Origin of the sequence: Streptomyces tatrensis, assembly GCF_049310065.1 — a bacterium.
GTDB lineage: Bacteria > Actinomycetota > Actinomycetes > Streptomycetales > Streptomycetaceae > Streptomyces.
Map to the genome: position 1 here is coordinate 298,508 of NZ_JBMDLB010000007.1, position 20,158 is coordinate 318,665.

The 20,158-nt window shown below is 72.5% G+C and carries 21 protein-coding genes; 11 read left to right on the top strand and 10 right to left on the bottom strand.

What is annotated here, in order from left to right; translation table 11 throughout:
- Positions 1-20 precede the first annotated feature (20 nt).
- On the bottom strand, positions 21-2,546 hold the full coding sequence (locus ACODT5_RS05095) for a galactose oxidase family protein (protein WP_422517984.1): 2,526 nt from the start codon (positions 2,544-2,546) through the stop codon (positions 21-23).
- Positions 2,547-2,669: 123 nt separating this feature from the next.
- A complete protein-coding gene (locus ACODT5_RS05100; protein WP_422517985.1) occupies positions 2,670-3,353 on the bottom strand; it encodes an MBL fold metallo-hydrolase in 684 nt (227 codons plus the stop codon).
- A 150-nt stretch (positions 3,354-3,503) separates the two neighbouring features.
- On the opposite strand from ACODT5_RS05100, the gene ACODT5_RS05105 reads away from it, so the two are divergent.
- The 5 genes from ACODT5_RS05105 to ACODT5_RS05125 all read left to right on the top strand — a co-directional run bounded on the left by ACODT5_RS05105 (position 3,504) and on the right by ACODT5_RS05125 (position 7,614).
- On the top strand, positions 3,504-4,412 hold the full coding sequence (locus tag ACODT5_RS05105) for a GlxA family transcriptional regulator (protein ID WP_422519556.1): 909 nt from the start codon (positions 3,504-3,506) through the stop codon (positions 4,410-4,412).
- Between the two features lie 52 nt (positions 4,413-4,464).
- Positions 4,465-4,953, top strand: coding sequence for an isochorismatase family protein (locus tag ACODT5_RS05110; protein ID WP_422517986.1), 489 nt, complete (start codon positions 4,465-4,467; stop codon positions 4,951-4,953).
- 5 nt (positions 4,954-4,958) lie between these two features.
- Positions 4,959-5,567: an RNA 2',3'-cyclic phosphodiesterase gene (gene thpR / locus ACODT5_RS05115; RefSeq protein WP_422517987.1), complete on the top strand. Its 609-nt coding sequence runs from the start codon at positions 4,959-4,961 to the stop codon at positions 5,565-5,567.
- Between the two features lie 122 nt (positions 5,568-5,689).
- Entirely contained in the window at positions 5,690-7,027 is a 1,338-nt protein-coding gene (locus ACODT5_RS05120) for an MFS transporter (protein WP_422517988.1), read from the top strand.
- Positions 7,028-7,062: 35 nt separating this feature from the next.
- Positions 7,063-7,614 (top strand): hypothetical protein, encoded by a 552-nt coding sequence (locus ACODT5_RS05125; RefSeq protein ID WP_422517989.1) that lies wholly within the window; start codon positions 7,063-7,065, stop codon positions 7,612-7,614.
- Between the two features lie 26 nt (positions 7,615-7,640).
- Here ACODT5_RS05125 and ACODT5_RS05130 read toward each other — a convergent pair whose 3' ends face one another.
- Together ACODT5_RS05130 and ACODT5_RS05135 are read right to left on the bottom strand one after the other, a co-directional pair.
- Entirely contained in the window at positions 7,641-7,994 is a 354-nt protein-coding gene (locus ACODT5_RS05130; RefSeq protein ID WP_388498573.1) for a VOC family protein, read from the bottom strand.
- A gap of 23 nt (positions 7,995-8,017) precedes the next feature.
- A complete protein-coding gene (locus tag ACODT5_RS05135; RefSeq protein WP_422517990.1) occupies positions 8,018-8,224 on the bottom strand; it encodes a hypothetical protein in 207 nt (68 codons plus the stop codon).
- Positions 8,225-8,360: 136 nt separating this feature from the next.
- On the opposite strand from ACODT5_RS05135, the gene ACODT5_RS05140 reads away from it, so the two are divergent.
- The gene (locus ACODT5_RS05140; protein WP_422517991.1) at positions 8,361-8,927 is read left to right on the top strand and encodes a GNAT family N-acetyltransferase; all 567 of its coding nucleotides are present in this window, start codon (positions 8,361-8,363) and stop codon (positions 8,925-8,927) included.
- Positions 8,928-8,934: 7 nt separating this feature from the next.
- Here ACODT5_RS05140 and ACODT5_RS05145 read toward each other — a convergent pair whose 3' ends face one another.
- Positions 8,935-9,717, bottom strand: a complete 783-nt coding sequence (locus ACODT5_RS05145; RefSeq protein WP_422517992.1) for a GntR family transcriptional regulator — start codon at positions 9,715-9,717, stop codon at positions 8,935-8,937.
- 188 nt (positions 9,718-9,905) lie between these two features.
- Between ACODT5_RS05145 and ACODT5_RS05150 the strand changes: the two genes are divergently transcribed.
- A complete protein-coding gene (locus tag ACODT5_RS05150) occupies positions 9,906-10,232 on the top strand; it encodes a DeoR family transcriptional regulator (protein ID WP_422517993.1) in 327 nt (108 codons plus the stop codon).
- On the opposite strand, the gene argG is transcribed toward ACODT5_RS05150, so the two are convergent.
- From argG to ACODT5_RS05165, 3 genes are all read right to left on the bottom strand, one after another.
- Positions 10,229-11,677, bottom strand: coding sequence for an argininosuccinate synthase (gene argG, locus ACODT5_RS05155; RefSeq protein WP_422517994.1), 1,449 nt, complete (start codon positions 11,675-11,677; stop codon positions 10,229-10,231). The genes ACODT5_RS05150 and argG overlap by 4 nt on opposite strands.
- Positions 11,678-11,756: 79 nt before the next feature.
- Positions 11,757-12,968 carry a GDSL-type esterase/lipase family protein gene (locus tag ACODT5_RS05160; protein ID WP_422517995.1) on the bottom strand — a complete coding sequence of 404 codons (1,212 nt, stop codon included), beginning with the start codon at positions 12,966-12,968 and terminating at the stop codon, positions 11,757-11,759.
- Positions 12,969-13,080: 112 nt separating this feature from the next.
- On the bottom strand, positions 13,081-13,650 hold the full coding sequence (locus ACODT5_RS05165; RefSeq protein WP_422519557.1) for a TetR/AcrR family transcriptional regulator: 570 nt from the start codon (positions 13,648-13,650) through the stop codon (positions 13,081-13,083).
- Positions 13,651-13,721: 71 nt separating this feature from the next.
- On the opposite strand from ACODT5_RS05165, the gene ACODT5_RS05170 reads away from it, so the two are divergent.
- From ACODT5_RS05170 to ACODT5_RS05180, 3 genes are all read left to right on the top strand, one after another.
- The gene (locus ACODT5_RS05170) at positions 13,722-14,231 is read left to right on the top strand and encodes an FBP domain-containing protein (RefSeq protein ID WP_422517996.1); all 510 of its coding nucleotides are present in this window, start codon (positions 13,722-13,724) and stop codon (positions 14,229-14,231) included.
- A 196-nt stretch (positions 14,232-14,427) separates the two neighbouring features.
- Positions 14,428-15,849: a L,D-transpeptidase gene (locus tag ACODT5_RS05175; protein ID WP_422517997.1), complete on the top strand. Its 1,422-nt coding sequence runs from the start codon at positions 14,428-14,430 to the stop codon at positions 15,847-15,849.
- 161 nt (positions 15,850-16,010) lie between these two features.
- Positions 16,011-16,850, top strand: coding sequence for a glycosyltransferase family 2 protein (locus ACODT5_RS05180; RefSeq protein ID WP_422519558.1), 840 nt, complete (start codon positions 16,011-16,013; stop codon positions 16,848-16,850).
- 34 nt (positions 16,851-16,884) lie between these two features.
- Here the strand turns inward: ACODT5_RS05180 and ACODT5_RS05185 are convergent, their stop codons facing one another.
- Positions 16,885-18,162 carry a PucR family transcriptional regulator gene (locus ACODT5_RS05185; protein ID WP_422517998.1) on the bottom strand — a complete coding sequence of 426 codons (1,278 nt, stop codon included), beginning with the start codon at positions 18,160-18,162 and terminating at the stop codon, positions 16,885-16,887.
- 128 nt (positions 18,163-18,290) lie between these two features.
- Here ACODT5_RS05185 and ACODT5_RS05190 point away from each other — a divergent pair, with 128 nt between their 5' ends.
- Positions 18,291-19,181: an esterase/lipase family protein gene (locus tag ACODT5_RS05190; RefSeq protein ID WP_422517999.1), complete on the top strand. Its 891-nt coding sequence runs from the start codon at positions 18,291-18,293 to the stop codon at positions 19,179-19,181.
- A gap of 17 nt (positions 19,182-19,198) precedes the next feature.
- On the opposite strand, the gene ACODT5_RS05195 is transcribed toward ACODT5_RS05190, so the two are convergent.
- Complete coding sequence (locus ACODT5_RS05195) at positions 19,199-20,158, bottom strand: aldo/keto reductase (protein ID WP_422518000.1); 960 nt, start codon at positions 20,156-20,158, stop codon at positions 19,199-19,201.

The window sequence follows — 20,158 nt, forward strand, 5'->3', positions numbered from 1 at the left end:
GGCGGGACACCGTACGCGCGTCAGGAGACGGTGAGGAACCGGGCCGTGCTCGGTACTCCCTGGGCGTCGAGGGCGAAGAGCATGTAGGTCCCTGGCAGGACCACGCCCGGGTCGGCGGGCAGGGACACCGTGTAGGTGCCCGTTCCCGTGGCCGTGGAGGTCAGGGGGACCCGGCGCTGGTCGTTGTCGGTGGAGTGGGTCGCGGCCGCGGCCCGCATCAGGACGAAGGATGCCGCCGGGGTGGAGGTGGAGAGGGTCAGCGAGGTGCCGGGGGCCGTCCTGGAGGGGACGTTGCCCGTGATCTCGGGGCGCGGCTTCGGCGATCCGTCCGGGTTGAGGAGGTACGGCGGCGTGAAGACCGCCCCGTCGGCGTGGTTGGTGGCGCAGTCACCGCACAGGCCCCCGCCTCCGGAGAAGACCCGCCCGTCCGGCAACAGGTTGGCCACGCTGTGGTAGTTGCGCGGGACGGCCATGGTGGCGAGCGGGGTGAAGACGCCCGTCGAGGGGTCCCACAGTTCGGGGGTCAGCACCGAGGTGGCGTCGCTGAACGGCACCGGGTAGCTCTGTCCGCCGAAGACGATCACCTTGCCGTCGGGCAGGACCACGCTGTTGGCGAAGGCCCTGGCGTACTCCATGTCTCCGGTACGGGCGGTCTCCACCTGGCTGCCCGCGATGCTCACGGTGTAGGCGCGGCGGGTGGCGGGGGTGTTCTGGTAGGCGGGCGAGCCGCCCAGGGTGAGGAGCTTGCCGATGTCGTAGGCCACGGCGTTGCCCGTCATGGCGTCGGCGCTGTCGGCCCGGGTGCCGGCAGGGGTGATGCTGCCCGTACCGGTGGTCGAGATCCAGTTCATCTGCTTGCTCGGGCCCAGCTGCAGCACCTTGCCGCCCGAAGTGGCGTGCAGCCACATGTGGTTGTCGGCGCGGTAAGGTCCGGCCGGGTCGGCCGTGGACGCCCCGAGCGCGGGGACGCCCGGGAGTCCGCGCCAGGTGCCGGTCTCCGGCGACCAGGCCTCACCGGCCTTGTCCCCCGCGGGGCCGCTCCAGGATCCGCCCAGGACGAAGGCCTCGCCGGTGGAGAGCAGCGTCATGGACTGGTAGCCGCGGGGGATGTTCATGTTCCCGGCGGCGGACCAGTCGTCGGTGGCGGGGTCGTAGATGCTGGCCTTCTCCGCGTTGCTGCCCCCGGTGACCAGCACGCGGCCGTCGGCCAGCATGGCTATGCCGGGGCAGAACATGTCGTGGCCGGTGTTGTCGATGCGGCGCTGGGTGACCTTGCCCGTCTTCAGGTCGAGGATCGCGGTCTGGGTGTAGCCGTTGCTGCCGCCGAAGCGGTCCACCGCGTACGCGGACCAGGCCAGCAGTTTGTCGCCGGGCAGCACGGCCGTGGCCACGGGGACCAGGGGGAATCCGGTGATCCGGCCCCAGGATCCGTGGACGGCGGGGCTCGCCGGCCCGCTCAGGCGGATCTCGGCGGCGGAGGTCCACGGGCCGCGGGCGCCGGCCTCGGTGGTCACGGTGAGCCGTACGAACCGGGCGTTCGCGGTACGGGTGAAGGTGGCGGTCTTGACGGTGTCGTCGTCGCGCCAGGTGCCCGCGGCCACGGGTGCCCCGAAGGCGGCTCCGTCGGTGCTGGTGGTGACGGTGTAGGCGCCCGCCCGGCCGTTGGGGCCGTTCGTGCGGGGGTGGTAGACGAGTGCGGAGACCGCGGCCGTGCGGTGCATGTCGATGGTGATGCTGTGCGGCAGGGGCGCCGCGGTGCCCGACCACCTGCTGTGCCAGAGGGTGTTGGTGTCGCCGTCGAGGACATGAGCGGCGCGGCCGTTCTCCCGGAGCGTCTCCTCGTCGCTCGCCGCGGCCGTCCATCCGGTCCGGGCGAGGTCCACGGTGGCCTCCGGGGTGCCGGGGTCGCCCAGCAGGTTGATCTCGGCGGCGGACGTCCACGGGCCGCGGCCGCCGGCCTCGGTGAGCGCCGTGAGCCGCACGAACCGGGCCCCCTGCGGGGCGAATCCGAGTGTTTTGGCGCTGCCGTCGTCAGCGAGCGTGCCACTGGCGACCGGGGCCGGCCAGCTCGCTCCGTCCGTGCTGACGCTGAGGGTGTACTCGCCGACGCGCCCGTTGGCCCCGTTGGTGCGGGGGGTGTAGACGAGCGCCGAGACGACCGCCGTACGGTGCATGTCGATGGTGATGCTGTGCGGCAAGGGGGCCGCGGTGCCCGACCACTTGCTGTGCCACAGGGTGCCGGTGTCGCCGTCGAGGACGTTGGCCGCACGGCCGTTCTCGCCGGCCGTCTCCTCGTCGCTCGCCGCGGCCGTCCATCCGGTCCGGGCGAGGACGGGGGCCGTCGGCTCCATGGCGTTCGCCGGCGCGATGCCGTGGTGGGGCGACTGCTGCGCCGCCTGCCCGCCGGCCGGCCCGGGGGTGGGCGTGGGGCTCGCGACCCCGAGCCACGGCGTGAAGCCGATCAGCAGCGCGCCGAGGCCGAAGGCTATGAGCAGCCTGGACCGGCGCAGCGCGCGGGGTAAGGCGAGGAAGCGCCTGGACTGCAATCTGACCTCCTGGGGCGAACCGGTATGCCCCATGGAAGATAGGTCAGGGCGGCAGCAACTCACCTAAATGAGCTGAGAGTTGACGCAAAACCGCAGCCACCGGCGCGATCCGGGAGGGATCGCCTAGAGCGGCACGGCTCCATCGGCGGCGAACGGGCCTCCGTGACCGGGCACGATCAGGTCCGCCGCGGCGATCACCCGCAGCCGGGAGGCGCGCAGCACCTCGCGGTCCGGCGCGACCGGGTCGTCGGCGGGGCCCTGCGCGTGCCACCACAGGTCGCCCGCGAAGGCCACCACGCCCGAGTCCGTTCCGGCCAGCAGGGTGATGTCCTCGTGGCTGTGTCCCGGCGTACGGATCAGGCGCAGGGAGGGGGTGAGTTCGTAGCCCTCGGCGTCCCGGTTCGTCCACTGGTCGCCCTGGTACTCCACCTTGTGGTCGTGCACCCGCGCCCGGCCGAACAGGCCCACGTTCATGGTGTTGTCCGGGTGGTGGTGGCTGAGCACCACATCGGTGATGTCCTCGGGGCCGAGGCCCAGTTCCGCGAGCGGGCCGAGGATGTCCGCGTGGCTCGCCACCATGCCCGGGTCGAAGATGAAGTGCCGGCCGGCATCGGATACGTAGGAGACGGTGGCGGCGACGCCGGGGCCCGTGGAGCCGACGTAGCCGGTGGTCAGGACCTTGTAGACGGCGCTGCGGCCGATCGGAGCGTCGGTGCGGAGGTCCTGTGCGGTGACCGCGTTGTTCTTCGCCGTGTTGTTCTTCGCCGTGTTGTTCTTCGCCGTGTTGTTCTTCGTCGTGTTCGTCATGGCTGTAATCCTTCCGCGGCGACGGGGGACGCACGAGTGGCACACCTGCCAGTGATCGCAGGATTCGTGCCACGGTGCCCGCCACGGTGGCAGACTGCCCCCGTGCCTCCTTTCCAGACCGTCGCCGCGTACGTCCCGCCCGGTGTCGGCATGCTCGCCGTCGGGATCGTCACCGAGGTCTTCGGCCCCCACGGGCAGGGGGTGCCCGGCTTCGACTTCGCCCTGTGCGCCGAGCGGCCCGGGCCGGTCCCCACCGACTTCGGCGTGCCGCTCGCGATCGAGCACGGCCTCGACCGGCTGGCGGGCGCCGATCTGGTGATCGCCCTGCCGGGGGCCGGTTTCCGTACGCCGCCCGGTCCGGCGGTCCTCGACGCGCTGGCGGCCGCGCACGGGGGCGGCGCCCTGCTCGCGGCCCACTGCGTCGGTACGTTCGCACTCGCCGAGGCCGGGCTGCTCGACGGACTGCGGGCCACCACGCACTGGCGGTTCGCCGAACTGCTGGCCCACCGGCATCCGGACGTGGCCGTCGAACCGGACGCCCTGTACATCGACGAAGGCAGGATCGTCACGGGCGCGGGGGCCGCCGCCGGCTTCGACCTGTGCCTGCACCTGCTGAGGCGGGAGCACGGGGCCGCGATGGCCAATGCCGTCGCCCGGGACATGGTGCTGCCCTCGCACCGGGACGGCGGGCAGGCCCAGTACCTCGCGACGCCCGTCCCCGAGGACTGCCGGGACGAGCGGCTCTCCGAGGTGCTCGCCTGGGCCCGCGACCACCTCCACGAGCCGCTCCCCGTCACGGAGTTGGCCCGACGCGCCGTGATGAGCAAGCGCTCCTTCGCCCGCCGCTTCACCGCCGCGACCGGTACGACCCCGCACGCCTGGCTGCGGAACCTGCGGCTGAGCAGCGCCGAGGAACTCCTGGAGAGCACGGACCTGCCCGTCGAGGAGATCGCCCGCCGGGTCGGCTACGGCAGCGCGGCGGTCCTGCGCGAACAGTTCGTGCGGCGCAGGGGAGTTCCGCCCCGCTCCTACCGCCGCTCCTTCGCGAGCACGCCGTAGGGCCTTGCGCCAGGCCCCGGCGCCCGTACGCCCCTGTCCTATGATCGTTCCCGTGACCTCCGCGCTGATCCTCATCGACCTGATGCCCCGCATCATCGACCTGCCGGTCGCCCCTCACTCCGGTGCGGAGGTACTGGCCCGCTGCCTCCGGCTGGCCGAGGCCTTCAGGGCCGACGGGCGCCCGGTGGTGCTCGTCCGAGTGGACCGGCCGGGGGTCCCGGAGCAGCCGCCGGGCAGCGGCTTCGCCGACGGGCTGGAGCGGCCGGGCGACGTCCTGATCGTCAAGAACACCGTGGGGGCCTTCCACGGCACCGGCCTGGACGACCGGTTGCGCGGCCTGGGCGTGGACACGCTGGTGCTCGGCGGTCTGGTCACCACGATGGGGGTCGAGTCCACGGCGCGGGCCGCGAGCGACCACGGCTACGAGCTGGAGTTCGTCGCCGACGCCATGTCCGGTTTCGCCGCCGACGAGCACGAGTTCGCCGTGGAGCGGATCTTTCCCCGGTTCGGCGACGTGCACAACACGGCGGACTACGCCTGATCACGATGGACGAGACCGAACAGACCCGGCCCGCGACCGTTCGCGTGTTCGTCGCCCTCGCCCCGCCCGACGACGCGAAGGAGGAACTCGCGCGCGAGCTGGGGCCCGCCTATGCCGCGTACCCCCACATGCGGTGGAACCGCATCGAGGACTGGCACATCACCCTGGCGTTCCTCGGTGAGCTGCCGGTCGAGGCCGTCCCCCTCCTGCGGCCGCCGCTCGCGGAGCTCGCGGCGGCGCGCAGTCCCGTACGCCTGACCCTGCGCGGGGGCGGCCACTTCGCCGAACGGGTGCTCTGGAGCGGGATCGACGGGGACCTCGACGGGCTGCACCGGCTCGCGGCCGACGTGCGCGACGTGGTCAAGGAGTGCGGAATCCCCTTCGAAGACCGGCCGTTGCGCCCCCATCTGACGCTGGCTCGGGCCCGCCGGAACGACGCCACCTCGGCCGTGGAGGCCGCGGCCGGACTCGCCGCGTTCGCCGGCCGCCGCTGGCGGACCGAGCGTTTGCACCTGGTCGGCAGCAACATCGGCCGCGGCCCGGGGCCGATCCACTACCGCGACGTCGAGGCGTGGAACCTCGGCGGGGAGGGCCGCGCGGAGGACAGACAGTAGGCCTCGGCCTCCGCTTCCGCCTGCACCCGCATCCGCATCCACACCCACAAGAAAACTCCTTGACGCTAAGCCGCTTAGCGCTAAGCTACTTCCCGTCAATCCATTTCGGGGGAGAGTTCGACGTGGTCAAAGGCATGCGCGAGGAACGGGTGGCGGGCGAGCGCTCGCTGCTCCTCGGGGTGGGAATCAGCGCGATCGGAATCGGGATGTACATCCCCTTCTCGCTCGTCTTCTTCCACCACGTCACCGGCCTCTCCTTCGCCCTCGTCGGCATCGTGCTGACGGTGACCGGCCTGGCCGGCCTCGCGGTCATGCCGCTCGCCGGCTCGGCCGTCGACCGGTTCGGGGCCAGGAAGGTCAACCTGCTGCTCTACGCAATCCGGGCACTGGGCTTCGGCCTCTATCCGTTCGCCGGATCACTGCCCGCCTTCGCCGCCGTCGCACTGGTCACGGCCCTCGCCGACCGGTCCTTCTCCATCGTCCAGCAGTCCCTCATCGGGGAAGTGGCCCGGGGCGGCGCCCGCGACCGGCTCCAGGCCTCCATCCGCGCCCTGCAGAACGCGGGCATGGGCGCCGGCGCCCTGGTCGTCTCCGGTGTACTGGCCCTGTGGGGCACGGACGGGTTCACCTACACCGCCTGGGGCAACGCGGTCGCCTTCGCGCTCGCCGGACTGCTCGTCACCCGCGTGAAGCCGGTACGGGACCACGCGAACGGCGAGCTCGGCACGGGCGCCGCGCCCGGCTCGGCCAAGCGTCCGCCCGCGGGCTACCGGATGGTGCTCGCCGACCGGCCCTTCCTGGGCCTGACCGCCGCCAACTTCCTGACCGCGCTCGGGTACTCGGCCCTGTCCGTCCTCTTCCCGCTCTACATCACCACCTGGCTGCACGGACCGGACTCCCTCACCGGTGCGGCCTTCACCGTCAACACCGCCCTCTGCGCGGGGATCGGCGTCCTGATCGCGAGCCGGGTCCGCCGCTCCGGAGCCCGCCGCACCCGCTCCGCGGCCCTCGGGGCTCTGCTCTTCGCCGCCGCCTTCGCGGGGCAGATCGTGCTCGGCACGGTCCGGCCCGGACAGACCGCGACGCTGGTCGCGCTGCTGGTCATCGTGGTGGTCTACACGGTCGGCGAGCTGGTCCACAGCCCCTCGGGCGGCGCCCTGTCGGTCTCGGCCGCGCCCGAGGCCGTACGCGGCCGCTACCTCGCCACCTACCAGCTGTCCTACTCCCTGGCCTCCGCGCTGGCCCCGTCCCTCTTCACGGGCCTGCTCGCCCTCGACGGCCGCCTGCCCTGGGCCTTCCTGACCGTCGCCGCGCTCGGCGCGGCACTCGCCCTGACCCGCCTGGAACGCCACCTCCCGCCGGAGGCCGTGTACACCACCCAGCCGCCCCCGCCTCCGACGCCCGCGCAGGCCGCTGCGCCGGAAACAGCCGCCCGCGAGGCCGTGGCCGCGAACACCTGACCAAAGAGAGGTGATGCTCATTAGCATCACCTCTCATGATCACAGCAGTCATCACCATCGCCCTGGCATTCGTCGGCTATGTGGTTACCTATCTCAACGGCTTGCGTCTGGCGCAGCGCCAAGAACGCCTTGCCCGTCTGAACCGGCAGCTCAGCGATTTCTACGGACCGCTGTTCGCTCTCACGGAAGCCAACAGCCGCGTCTTCGGCGCCTTCATGGAGCGCAACGCCCGTCCGGACGGCAGGTCGCCCTTCGCACACGAGATACCGCCTTCCGACGAGGAACTCGCCGAGTGGCGGCTGTGGATCAGGACCGTCTTCCTCCCGAACATCCAGGCCATGCGCGACCTCGTCATCAAGCACGCCGACCTCCTGAGCGAACCGGAGATGCCGCCGATCCTGCTTCAGCTGTGCGCACACGTTTCCGGCTACGAGATCACGGCCGCCCGGTGGGAGCAGGGCAGTTACGACCAGCACCTGTCCGTGGTGCCCTTCCCCAGCGAGGAGCTGGCCGCGTACGCGCGGCGCCGGTTCGCGGGCCTGAAACAGGAGCAGGGTCGTCTGCTCGGTCGACGGCATGGCAGCTGACCGGTCCGGTTCGGTCGAGGACCCGATCAGGCGGGCTGCCAGAGCTCGATCCGGTTGCCCTCCGGGTCCGTGACCCAGCCGAACCGGCCGACGCCGTCCATGTCCTGGGTCTCGGGTGCCACGTCCGCGCCCTTCGCGCGCAGCTGCGCGAGCATCGCGTCCAGGTCGCGGACCCGGAAGTTGAGCATGGTCTGCTGGGCGGGGGAACCGAAGTAGTCGGTCCCGGACTCGAACGGTGCGAACACCGTCGGTCCGGCTCCCTGACGCCACAGGCCGTGCTCGTCGGAGTCCAGACCCAGGCAGTCCCGGTACCACGCGCCCAGGGCCGCCGGGTCCGCGGCCCGCATGAAGTATCCACCGATTCCCAGTACGCGTTCCATGCCGCGATCCTGCCAGGACGCCGTCAGAATCCCTTGCCGAGCGCGCCCAGCAGCAGGGGGTTGATCCCGGTCTCGACTTCGGGGAGCGGCCGGGGCTCGGGGCCCCGCCCCTGGAACATGGGGCGGATCCCCATCAACCCCTTCATACCCTCGACCGCCCACGGCGCGTCCGTCTCCGGCAGCGACACCGTCATCCGGTACGGACCGACCTCCCAGTGCACCTCGGTCATCGCTCTCGCCTCTCCCTCGAAATCGATCAGACTTCCCTTTCCTCCAAACTACGGCCGGCTTGATCCCCCACCAGGGACCAAGGACCCCACCCCGGGCGCCATCCGGCCTTCTCCCGAAGCCCTATAGGAGTCGACCGTGCCACCTCACATCACGCTCACCGCCGCCCCGACGGCCACCGCTCCCGCCCTCGCCCTTCGTCCCTGGCGGGCGGCTGACGTCGCCGCGCTCGTCGAGATCCACCGGGACCCCGTGCTGCGCCGTTGGGGTTCCTGGCTGGCGAGCGAGGAGGAGGGGCTGCGGTGGGTGCGGGACCAGGAGCAGGGGTGGGCGGCGGGTGAACGCCTCGGCTTCGCCGTGCTGGAAGCCGCGCCCGGAGTGGCGCAGGAGCGGCTGGTGGGCAGCGTGGTGCTGAAGGAGCTCTCCCCCGGCAAGGCCTCCGCCGAGGTCGGGTACTGGACTTCGGCCTCGGCCCGTGGACAGGGAGTGGCCCCCCGCGCCCTGGAGGCCGTCACCGCCTGGTCCCTCGACGCCTTCCGGACCCAGGGCCTGGAACGGCTCGAACTCCTCCACCAGGTCGACAACCCGGCGTCCTGCCGGGTCGCGGAGAAGGCCGGCTACGGGTTCGAAGGGATCCTGCCGGCCGCGCCGCCCGCCTTCCCGCTCGACGGCCACCTGCACGTACGGCGCTCGGCGGCGGCCTGACCGGCGCTCAGTCCCGCCCGGGAGAGACCGCCAGGACGGTGTGGAAGCGGTAGCGGTCGGCGCGGTAGACGACGCGGTTGTACTCGCAGGGGCGGCCGAGCTGGTCGTAGGTGAGCTGCTCGATGTGCAGGACGGGAGACCCCTCGGGCAGGTCGAGCAGGGGGACCTCGTCCGGCGGGACGAGGGCGGAGTGGACGGCGTAGCTCGCCCGGGTGGGGACGATGCCGCGTGCGGTGAGCTCGGTGTACAGCGAAGCGGTGGTGTAGTCGGCCTCGCCGATGCCCGGAGCGCGCTCGGCCGGGACGAGGGTGACGGAGTGGCACATGACCGCGTCGTCGAAGAGCCGTACCCGGTCGAGCTCGAGGATCTCCGCGCCGGGCAGCACCTGGAGGGTGTCCGCCTCCTCGAAGGCCGCCGGGCGCAGCCTGGCGGCGAGCACGCGCGCGGTCGGGGCGAACCCGAGCCGGCGGCCGTACTCCTTGAGCCCGCCGATCAGCTCCGAAGTGTGCTCGAAGGCCGGGGCGGGCCCGGCCCCGGCCGCGCCGGCCACATGCCAGCCCGCCCGTTCCGCCGACCCGACCCGGCCCTCCTCCTGCAGCGCGTGCAGCGCCTTGCGGAGCGTGACCCGGCTGACGCCGAGGCGCTCGCAGAGGTGACGCTCGGAGGGCAGTCGCGTGCCGGGCGCGAGGGCGCCGGCGGCGAGGGCGGCGGCGATCGCGTCGCGCGCCTGCACGTGGACGGGCCGCGACCCGTCCCGGAGGACGGGCCGCAGGTCGAGAGGCTGATTCACCCCTTCAGTATTCACCGCGGCCGGTCCGTTCCCGTACCAGAAATGGACCAGAAGGATGAGTCCCGTTCGGGCCGGTCCGGTCCACAGGCCTGAAAGCACGGGACTTTCGGCCAAGTTCCACATCTTCACAGTGGTCTAGTTTTGGTCTACATCTGGTCCATACATGTGTACGGAAGGACGCGCACGGGATGAGCAGCCGACGAGACTCCGGGGAGACGGCCGCGAGCGATCGCGTGGGCCGGATCAGTCTGGCCACGGGGAAGCTGACCGCCGCTTCCCGGCAGCGCCACATCGTCGAGGCGGCATGCCGCGAGGGGTACGTCTCCCTCGAACGGCTCGTCCGCGAACTGGACGTCAGCGCGATGACCATCCACCGCGATCTCCGGCTCCTGGACTCCCGTGGCGAGGTGCGCCGGGTCCGCGGGGGCGCCGTCGCCCCACCGAAGACAACGCCGCCCGCAGTCCCCGAGGGGACCGCGGGCGGCGTTTCACGTCCTGCCGCCGGCAGCGACTAGTCGGTGCCGAACTCCATCGCGGCGCGGTCCAGCAGCTCGTCGTCGCCGGAGACCTCGCCGCGCGAGGCGATCGCCTCGGCGCCGCCCTCGGGCATGGCGCCGATCAGGCCGGAGCCCGGCGCCTCGACGGCGCCGATCAGGGCGGGGTGGGTCGTGCCGACGATGCCGAGGCCGGCGTACTGCTCCAGCTTCGCGCGGGAGTCGGCGATGTCGAGGTTGCGCATGGTGAGCTGGCCGATGCGGTCCACCGGGCCGAACGCCGAGTCCTCGGTGCGCTCCATGGAGAGCTTGTCCGGGTGGTAGCTGAACGCCGGGCCCGTGGTGTTCAGGATCGAGTAGTCCTCGCCGCGCCGCAGTCGCAGCGTCACCTCGCCGGTGATCGCCGTACCCACCCAGCGCTGCAGGGACTCGCGGATCATCAGCGCCTGCGGGTCCAGCCAGCGGCCCTCGTACATGAGGCGGCCGAGGCGCCGGCCCTCGTTGTGGTACTGGGCGACGGTGTCCTCGTTGTGGATCGCGTTCACGAGGCGCTCGTACGCGACGTGCAGCAGGGCCAGGCCCGGAGCCTCGTAGATGCCGCGGCTCTTCGCCTCGATGATGCGGTTCTCGATCTGGTCCGACATGCCCAGGCCGTGGCGGCCGCCGATGGCGTTCGCCTCCATGACCAGGTCGACGGCGGAGGAGAACTCCTTGCCGTTGATCGTGACCGGACGGCCCTGCTCGAAGCCGATGGCCACGTCCTCGGTGGCGATCTCGACCTCGGGGTCCCAGAACCGGACGCCCATGATCGGGTCCACGGTCTCGACACCGGTGTCCAGGTGCTCCAGGGTCTTCGCCTCGTGGGTGGCACCCCAGATGTTGGCGTCGGTGGAGTAGGCCTTCTCGGTGCTGTCGCGGTAGGGCAGCTCGTGGGCGAGCAGCCACTCCGACATCTCCTTGCGGCCACCGAGCTCGGTGACGAAGTCGGCGTCGAGCCACGGCTTGTAGATGCGCAGGTGCGGGTTGGCGAGCAGGCCGTAGCGGTAGAACCGCTCGATGTCATTGCCCTTGAAGGTCGACCCGTCGCCCCAGATCTGCACGTTGTCCTCGAGCATCGCGCGGACCAGCAGGGTGCCGGTCACGGCGCGGCCCAGGGGCGTCGTGTTGAAGTAGGCGCGACCGCCCGAGCGGATGTGGAACGCGCCGCAGGCGAGAGCCGCCAGGCCCTCCTCCACGAGCGCCGCACGGCAGTCGACCAGACGCGCGATCTCGGCGCCGTACGCCGTGGCGCGCGTCGGCACCGACGCGATGTCGGGCTCGTCGTACTGGCCGATGTCGGCGGTGTAGGTGCAGGGGACGGCACCCTTGTCGCGCATCCAGGCGACGGCGACGGAGGTGTCGAGGCCGCCGGAGAAGGCGATACCGACGCGCTCGCCGGTGGGCAGGGAGGTGAGAACCTTTGACATGGGATGAGTATGCGGCACGATGCATGTTCATGCAAAATGCCGGGCCGGAGAGGCGGCTGGGCACCGGGCGGGCGTGCCGTCATTGTGGCGCGGGGCCGCGTCGGCGGCGAGTCCGGCGGGGCCCCGCGGGGGCGAAGGGGCCCCCGGCGGCGAAGGCGTGACGCGCGAAGTTCTCGGCGATGCGCACGTGGCCCGCGGGGTCGGGGTGCAGGTCGTCCGGCAGCGGCAGCTCGGCATGGTCCGAGACGCCGTAGAGGTCGCGGCCGTCGAGGTAGTGCAGGTGCGGGTCTTCGGCCGCCCGCTGCGCGACGATCCCGGCCAGCGCGTCGCGGACGATGGTGAGCGTCAGGCGCCCGGCGGCCCGCTCGGCGGGATCGCCCAGGGCCTTGAACCGCAGGGTCCCGGTGCTGAAGTCTGTGGTGACGGGGCCGGGGGTGTCCTCCTGGATCGGACACAGGAGGGGCGACACGACCAGGAGCCGCGTGGTCGGATGGCCCTCGCGGAGGGTGTCGAGGAAGCCGTGGACCGCGGGAGCGAAGGCGCGCAGCCGCATCACGTCCAGGTTGACGATGTTGATGCCGATCTTGACGCTGATCAGGTCGGCGGGGGTGTCGCGCATCGCGCGGGCGGTGAAGGGGTCCAGCAGGGCGCTGCCGGAGAATCCCATGTTGACCAGGTCCACCGCCCCCTGCGCCGCGGCCAGCGACGGCCAGGTGCCGGTCGGGCGGTCCGCGTTCGAGCCTTGGCTGATGGAGCTGCCGTGGTGCAGCCACACCCTGCGCCCGCTCTCCGCCGCCGGCATGACGGGGGCGTCGGTGCGCAGGGCGATCAGTTCGGTGATCTCGGTGTGCGGGAGCCAGATCTCGACGCCCTTGTCCCGCGCGGGCAGATCCGCGAAGCGGGCGGTGCCGGGCGGCCCTTCTTCGACTTCGACGGCCTGGGTGGCCAGGTCGAGGGTGCGGACCCTGCCCCCGGGCACCGTGGCCCGGGCCGTGAGCACGCCGTCGATCACGAGGTCGTACGCGCCGTCCGGCGGGGCGGGGAAGCCGCGGTCGGCCCTCTTGGTGGGCAGGGCGTCCAGCTCGATGACGGTGGCCCGCGTACGGAAGACCAGGCGCACGCCGGACGGGCGGACCTCGGCCGTGGCCAGTTGGTCGTCGGGGATCTGCGGGCGGGCCCGGGCGGGCAGCCGGTGGGCCAGCAGGCCGTGCGCGGTGCGCTCCGCGTCGAGGGCGCCGCGCAGGAGGTCCGCGGTGACGGGCGTGGTGATCCAGTCGTGGTCGGTGGTCATCGCCTCAGCCTCGTGATGATCGGGGGCGGGGACCACTGGATTTCGGGGTTACGGGGCGACGGGCCTACGGGGTGGCAGGCCAACGGGCTTACGGGCTTACGGGCTTACGGGGTCACGGACTCACGGGCTTGCGCAGCATCGCGTCGAGCGAGTCCACGATCCAGTTCCAGGACTCCTGCGGATCCACGGCGGTGTGGCTGAAGCCGCCGCCCAGCTCCAGGCTGACGTAGCCGTGGAAGACGCTGCCGAGCATCCGGACCGCGTGCGTCTGGTCCGGTTCCGTCAGGTCGTAGCCGCGCAGGATCGCCCGGGTCATCTGGGCGTGCCGGACGCCCGCACTGGCGGCCGCCGTCTCGGGGTCGAGCCGGAGCCGGGCGGCGTCGTAGCGGCCGGGGTGCTGCCGGGCGTAGTCCCGGTAGGCGTCCGCGAAGGCGGCCAGGGCGTCCTTGCCGGCCCGCCCGGCGAGGGCCGCCGCGACCCGGTCGGCCAGTTCCTCCAGCGCGAACAGGGCGATCCGGGTCTTGAGGTCCTGGGAGTTCTTGAGGTGCGAGTAGAGGCTCGCCACCTTGACGTCGAACCGCCGGGCGAGCGCCGAGACGGTCACCTGCTCGAAGCCGACCTCGTCGGCGAGCTCCGCGCCGGCCCTGGTCAGCCGCTCCGTGGTCAGTCCTGCTCGAACCATCATGTGCCTCCTAGCTGGCGATAGCCATTATGTATTTGCCTAAAACCTTTAGGCAAATTAGCCTGCCGCTCATGAAGCCGTTGACCGAGCAAGAGATCCGTACCGCCTTCGTGAACTGCACCAAGGGCGAAGCCAAGCGCCTGTCCGTACCCCGCGATCTGGCCGAACGGCCTTGGGACGACTTGGACTTCCTCGGCTGGTGGGATCCCAAGGCCCCCGAGCGCGCCTACCTCGTCACCGAGCTGGCCGGCCGCACGGTCGCCCTCGCGCTGCGCACCTCCACCACCGCCCCCTCCCAGGCGCGGCGCAGCATGTGCTCGCTGTGCCTGACCACCCACACCGGGGGCGTTTCCCTGATGGTCGCGCCGAAGGCGGGCAAGGCCGGGCAGCAGGGCAACTCCGTGGGCGCCTACATCTGCGGAGACCTCGCCTGCTCGCTCTACGTACGGGGCAAGAAGGACGCGGGCCCGGGCGCGCGGCTCCACGAGTCGCTCACCCTGGAGGAAAAGATCCAGCGGACGGTCGCGAACCTCGCCGCGTTCTTCGCCAACGTGACGGCCGTCGCCGACGTCACGGTCTGAAGCGCCCTTCCCCTACTCCGTACGAGCCCTCTTCGGTGCCCATTCGGCCCCACGGGCCGAGTTCATGATCATCAGGCTGCCCGGAAATCGTTTTGATGCTGCCATCCGGCCGAAGGCGATCTGGGAGGGCTGCGTGGCGCGCATGCTGTCATCGACACACCGTGGAGGACTCCGGCGACGGAGCAGGACGTGGAGCGTGGCCGGGGCGGTGGCCGGAGTGGTCTTCGTCGTCGCCGCCGCGCCGCAGTCGGCGTCTCGGCCCGGAGACGGAGGGCAGTCCGGCGCCGAACACGCCGGCTCCGTCGAGCTGCTGGTCGGCCGGGTGCTGGACGGCGCGGGCCGGCGGTGCGCGATGGACGCCTTCCGGGCCGGGCTGTGCAGCGGGCTGGAGCGGCAAGTGGTCCGGGCCACCTCCAGCGGAGCCGGCTCCGTCGTGCGCGATCCCTCGTCCCGCGGCGCCGGGGCGTCCCGGGCGGCGGCGCACACGGTCGTCCTGCCCACCGACGCGGCGGGCCCCCTGGAGATCGCCCTCGCGGGACCGGGGCTCCTCACCTACGTCACCGTCCACGACGGTCACGGCCGCCACGTGGGCGGCGCCCTGGGCGCCCGGGGCCACCACTGGGCCAACACCGAGCCCTTGCGGGCCGGGGAGACCTACACCGTCCGGGTCGGCGCCCAGGATGCGGCGGGTACCCCGGTCGGCGTGACCATGGCGTTCCGGACCGCGCCCGCGGCGCAGGAGGACCGGCTCACCGCCGAGTTCGGGCCGCGGCCCGGCACGTACGGGGCGGGGCAGATCGTGACGGCCTCCCTGAGCCACCCCGTCCCCGCCACCGACCCGGCCGCACGGGCCCGGCTGGAGCGGGCCCTGCAGGTCACCTCGGAACCCGCGGTCGAGGGGGCCTGGCACTGGGTCGATGAATCGACCCTGCACTACCGGCCCCGCACCTACTGGCCCGCCCACGCCGTGGTGCACGTGGTGAGCGGTCTCGACGGGGTCGAGGTCGGGGAACGGCAGTACGGCGGCCCCTCGGAGCCCCTGCGGTTCGCCATCGGGGACCGGATCGAGGCGCTCACCGACGCCGCCGCGCACGAGATGACCGTACGGCGCAACGGCAGGACCGTGCGGACCATCCCGGTGACCACCGGCAAGGCGGGATTCCTGACGCGCACCGGCATCAAGGTCGTGCTCGGCAAGGAGCGCAAGGTGCGGATGCGCGGGGACAGCGTGGGCATCAAGCGCGGTACGAGCGAGTTCTACGACCTGCCCGTCTTCTACGCGACCCGGGTGACGTGGAGCGGGGAGTACGTGCACGCCGCGCCCTGGTCGGTCGACGCGCAGGGCGAGGAGAACGTCAGCCACGGCTGCACGGGCATGAGCACGGCCGACGCGGCCTGGTTCTTCGACACGGTACGGGAGGGGGACGTGGTGTCGGTGGTGAACAGCGGCGGTGAGCCGATGGCCCCGTTCGCCAACGGGTTCGGGGACTGGAACCTCAGCTGGGACGCCTGGCTGGCCGGCAGCGCGCTGGGCGGCGACTCCGACTCCCCGCTCGCGTCGCCCGCCTCCGCGCCCGCGTCGGCGCACGGGCCGTCCCGGCTCCTCCCCCTCACCTAGGCCGTCTCTTTCGGATCTTGCCGGGCCCGCGGCTTCCCTGCGGGGGCGGGCGCGGCGGCTCCGATAGCATCCGGTCCGTGCCCGCCTCCTCCTCTCACACCTCCCCCTCGCCCAGCTCCCCCTCCCCCGCCGCGACCGGCATCGACGTCGTCCTGCTGACGATGAACGACCGTCCCGACGAGGAGGCGGCGGCCGTGCGGACGCTCCTGGCGCAGCAGGACGTCGACCTGCGCATCGTCGTCGTCGGCAACGGCTGCGTCCCCGGGCTCTCGGTGGACGGTGCCACGGTCGTCGCCCTCCCGGAGAACCTCGGCATCCCGGAGGGCCGCAACCGCGGCGCGCTCGCCCTGCGGGACACGGGCAGCGAGTTCCTCTTCTTCCTCGACAACGACGCCTGCTTCCCCCGGCCCGACGTCCTGTCCCGGCTGGTGGCCGAAGCCCGCCGGCGCCCGGAGGCCGCGTACGTCCAGCCGCGGCTGACCGGGCCCGACGACACCACGACTCCGCGCCGTTGGGTACCCCGGCTGCGCGCCGGTGACGCGGGGCGGCCCGGCATCATCGCCACCATGACGGAGGGCGTGGTCATGGTCCGCCGGGACGCCTTCGACGCGGCGGGTGGCTGGCCCGACTTCTTCCTGTACCACGAGGGCATCGACCTCGCGTACCGGCTGTGGGAGCAGGGCGGCACCGGCTGGTACGCGGCGGACGTCCGGATGCACCACCCGGTCACCAGCCCCACCCGGCACGCGCTCTTCCACCGGCTGGCCGCCCGCAACCGCGTCTGGCTCGCCTACCGCAACCTCCCCGCGCCCCTCATCCCGGCGTACCTCGGCATCTGGACTGCCGTCACGGCCCTGCGCGGACTGCGCGGCGGCGGACTGCGGGACTCGCTCCAGGGCCTGCGCGAAGGGTGGGCGTCCCGGCACGAGCAGGTACGGCGCCCCATGCGCTGGCGCACGGTGATGCGGCTGACGGCCGCCGGACGGCCGCCGGTCCTCTGAAGCACCGGCCGGCCGGCCGCTCGCGGAGTACCCCTCAGGAACCGCTTCGGTGGGCCGCACCGTACGCCGTGAGGGCGGCCGCGAGGTGGCGGGCGCCGGTGGGGTCGGTGGCGTCGTGGCCGGTGAGCAGCCGGATGCGGCCCAGGCGGTAGGTCAGGGTGTTGCGGTGGACGGTGAGGGCTTCGGCGGCCTCGGCCCGCCGGTAGCCGGCCGCGATGAACTCCCGCAGTGTGGTGAGCAGATGGGGCTGGCCATCAAGGGGTGCCAGGACCCGGGCCAGGGCGTCGCGGGCGGGGCCGGGCTGCACGAGCTGGTACTCGACGGCGAGGTCGGCCAGTCGGTAGAGGCCCGGCGGGCGCCCCAAGTCCTCGGCCAGGGAAAGCACTTCGGAGGCCTCCGCCTGGGCCCGGGGAATCGATGCGTGGTCCTCGGCGACGGCGGCCGCCGCCGTGCACCGCAGTTCGGCCGCCGTGTCGAGGCGGGCGAGCAGCCGCCGGGTCGCGCCGTCCGGCGCATCCGTCCCGTCCGGGGCGAGCGGGACCAGCAGGACACCGCCTTCGCCCTTGAAGGCGGCCAACACCTCCGGATTGCCGTCCAGTTCGGAGCGCAGGGCGCGCAGGATACGGTTCGTCGCGCCGCCGGGCGCCTCGGGGAGGCGGAGCACGACCACCTCGTACCGTTCCGCGAGGGTGCGTCCGTACCGTTCGGCCGCGCGCCGGGCCGGGCGGCCGGCGAGCAGCACCCCGGCGAGGTTGCGGCCGTGTTCGCGCTGTTCCCAGTCGAGGTCGGCCTGTTCGCGCAGGTAGGCCTCGGCGACCTTGGGCATGACCTCGCCGAGGAACGCCAGCAGTCCCGTGACCAGGGCGTACGGGTCGGCGACGGGTTCGGGGCCGGCCGCGGCGAGCTCCCAGGCCCGGCGGGCGCCGAGCGGGTAGACCCGTAGCACCGCCTCCAGGGGGACCCCGTCCCGGGCCCGCTCGGCGCCCCAGGCGACGGGGGCGGCCAGTTCGGCCTCGGTGGGTGCCCGTCCTTCGGCGACGGTGGTGAAGAACAGCTTCAGCACGGCTTCGGTGTTCGCGACGAGGTCTCCGCCGAGGACGCTGTCGGGCAGCAGCCGGTAGGCGGGGATGTCGGCGGTCAGCCGGGCGACGGTCTCGGCCGCCATCTCCGGAATCCGGGGCAGCAGCGCGGCGGCGAGCCCCGGCGCGGCCGCGTACTCCCCGTCCGGCACCCCGCGTTCCGCGCCGCCCGGCACCGCACCCGCCGCGCTCACCGTGCTTGCCGCACCTGCCGCCCCGCCCGCGTCGTCCATCCCGGCATTGTCACCGTGCACAAACGCGGGAGGAAGCTTTCTGCGCGTACCGCCAGGGGACACCGGCCGCGCGCCGGAGCATTCTGTGCAGTCCGCCCCGTGCACGACCCCCCGTCAGGAGATGTCGTATGGCCCCCCGTACCCGTGCGTCGCGCACCCGCACCCTGCTCGCCAGAGCCGCTCTCCCGCTGGCCCTCCTGCTCGGCGCCGACTTCCCGGCGCACGCCGCCACCGAGGGCGTCACGGGTGGCGGGGTCAACGACTTCTCCTGCCGGCCGAGCGCCGCGCACCCCGAGCCCGTGGTGCTGCTCCACGGCACCTTCGCCACCTGGTACGAGGACCTCAACTTCCTCCAGCTCGACCTCGCCGCCCGCGGCTACTGCACCTTCGCCCTGACCTACGGCGCCTACGACGGCTTCCCGCTGGTCGGAGGCCTCAAGCCGGTGGCCGTCTCGAACCTGGAGATCAAGGAGTACGTGGAGAAGGTGCGCGGCGCGACCGGCGCCGCCAAGGTGTCGGTCGTCGGTCACTCCGAGGGCGGGCTCCAGGCCCTCTACCTCGCCAAGATGCAGGGCATCCAGCCCCACATCAAGGCGGTCGTGGCCATCGCTCCCCCGACCCACGGCACGAACGCCGCCGGGCTGCTGGACCTGGGCGACAAGCTGATTGGCCGGGCGGCGATGGAGAAGATCGTGACCACCATCGGCATTCCGGTGCTCGCCGACGAGGTGCCCGGCGGTCCCGCGATCCTGGCGCTGAACGACGGCCCGGTGGCCCAGCCCGGGATCGCGTACACCATCATCACCTCGCGCTACGACGAGCTGGTGACCCCGACCGAGACGGCGTTCGTCCGCGAGCCGGGGGTCAAGAACCAGTACGTGCAGGACTTCTGCCCCTTCGACCCGGTGGGCCACATCGGCGAGGCCTACGACCTCAACGTCTGGCACCTGGTCCGCAACGCCCTCGACCCGCGCCGGGCCACCCCGATCCTGGTGTGCGCGGTCGGCTCGCCGGGCTAGGCCGTCTCTTCCGGAGGCTAGGGAAGCGGCCCGCCCCGGGCCGTGAGCCACAGGGAGTACCACTCCTCGTGGCCGAGGTCCGGGGCGCGCAGGGCGGCGTCGCGGCAGGCCCGGATGCGGTCGGGGCGGCCGGTGCCGATGACGGGGGCGATCCGGGCCGGGTGGCGTTGCAGCCACCACAGCAGGATCGTCTCCGGTGTCGTGTCCTTGGCCTTGGCCAGGGCGCGCAGCTGCTCGGCGGTCACGCGCTCCCCGACGCTCGCCTCCAGCCCGGTGTAGCGGCCCTGGGCCAGCGCCCCGTAGGCCTGGAGGCGGACTCCGTTGGCCGTGCAGTACTCGACGGTGCCGGCCGGGAAGCCGACGGCGGCCGCGGCCGGGGTGTTCACGAGGACCCCGTCCTCCAGCCAGTCCCGCCGCCGCAGGCTCATCTCCAGCTGGTTGGCGACGAGGGGGACATCGAGGTGGCGTTGCAGGGCGGCGCATTGCGCGGCGTTCATGTTGGACACGCCGAACTGCCTCACGAGGCCCTGGCGGTGCAGTGAGGTGAGCACCTCGGCGATGTCCGCCGGGTCGGCCAGGGGGTCGGGCCGGTGCAGGAGCAGGACGTCGATGACATCGGTGCGCAGCCGCGTGAGGCTCTCCTCGACGCGGCGCAGGATGCTCGCGCCCCGGAGGTCGTAGATCCCGGGGCGATCGCCTTCGGCGAGCCGGATGCCGCACTTGGTCTGCAGCGTGATGCGCTCGCGCAGGCCGGGGGTGCGGGCGAGCACCTCGCCGAAGACGGCCTCCGCCTTCCCGTGCCGGTAGATGTCGGCGTGGTCGAACATCGTGATGCCGCTGTCGAGGGCGGCCTCGATCACCGCCTCGGCCGCGTCGATGTCCTCGGCCTGGTACGGGCCGGGCTCCCAGCTCCCGCCGAGAGCCATGCAGCCGTAGATCAGTCTGGTGTCGCCTGTCACTGGTGCCGTGATCGCCAT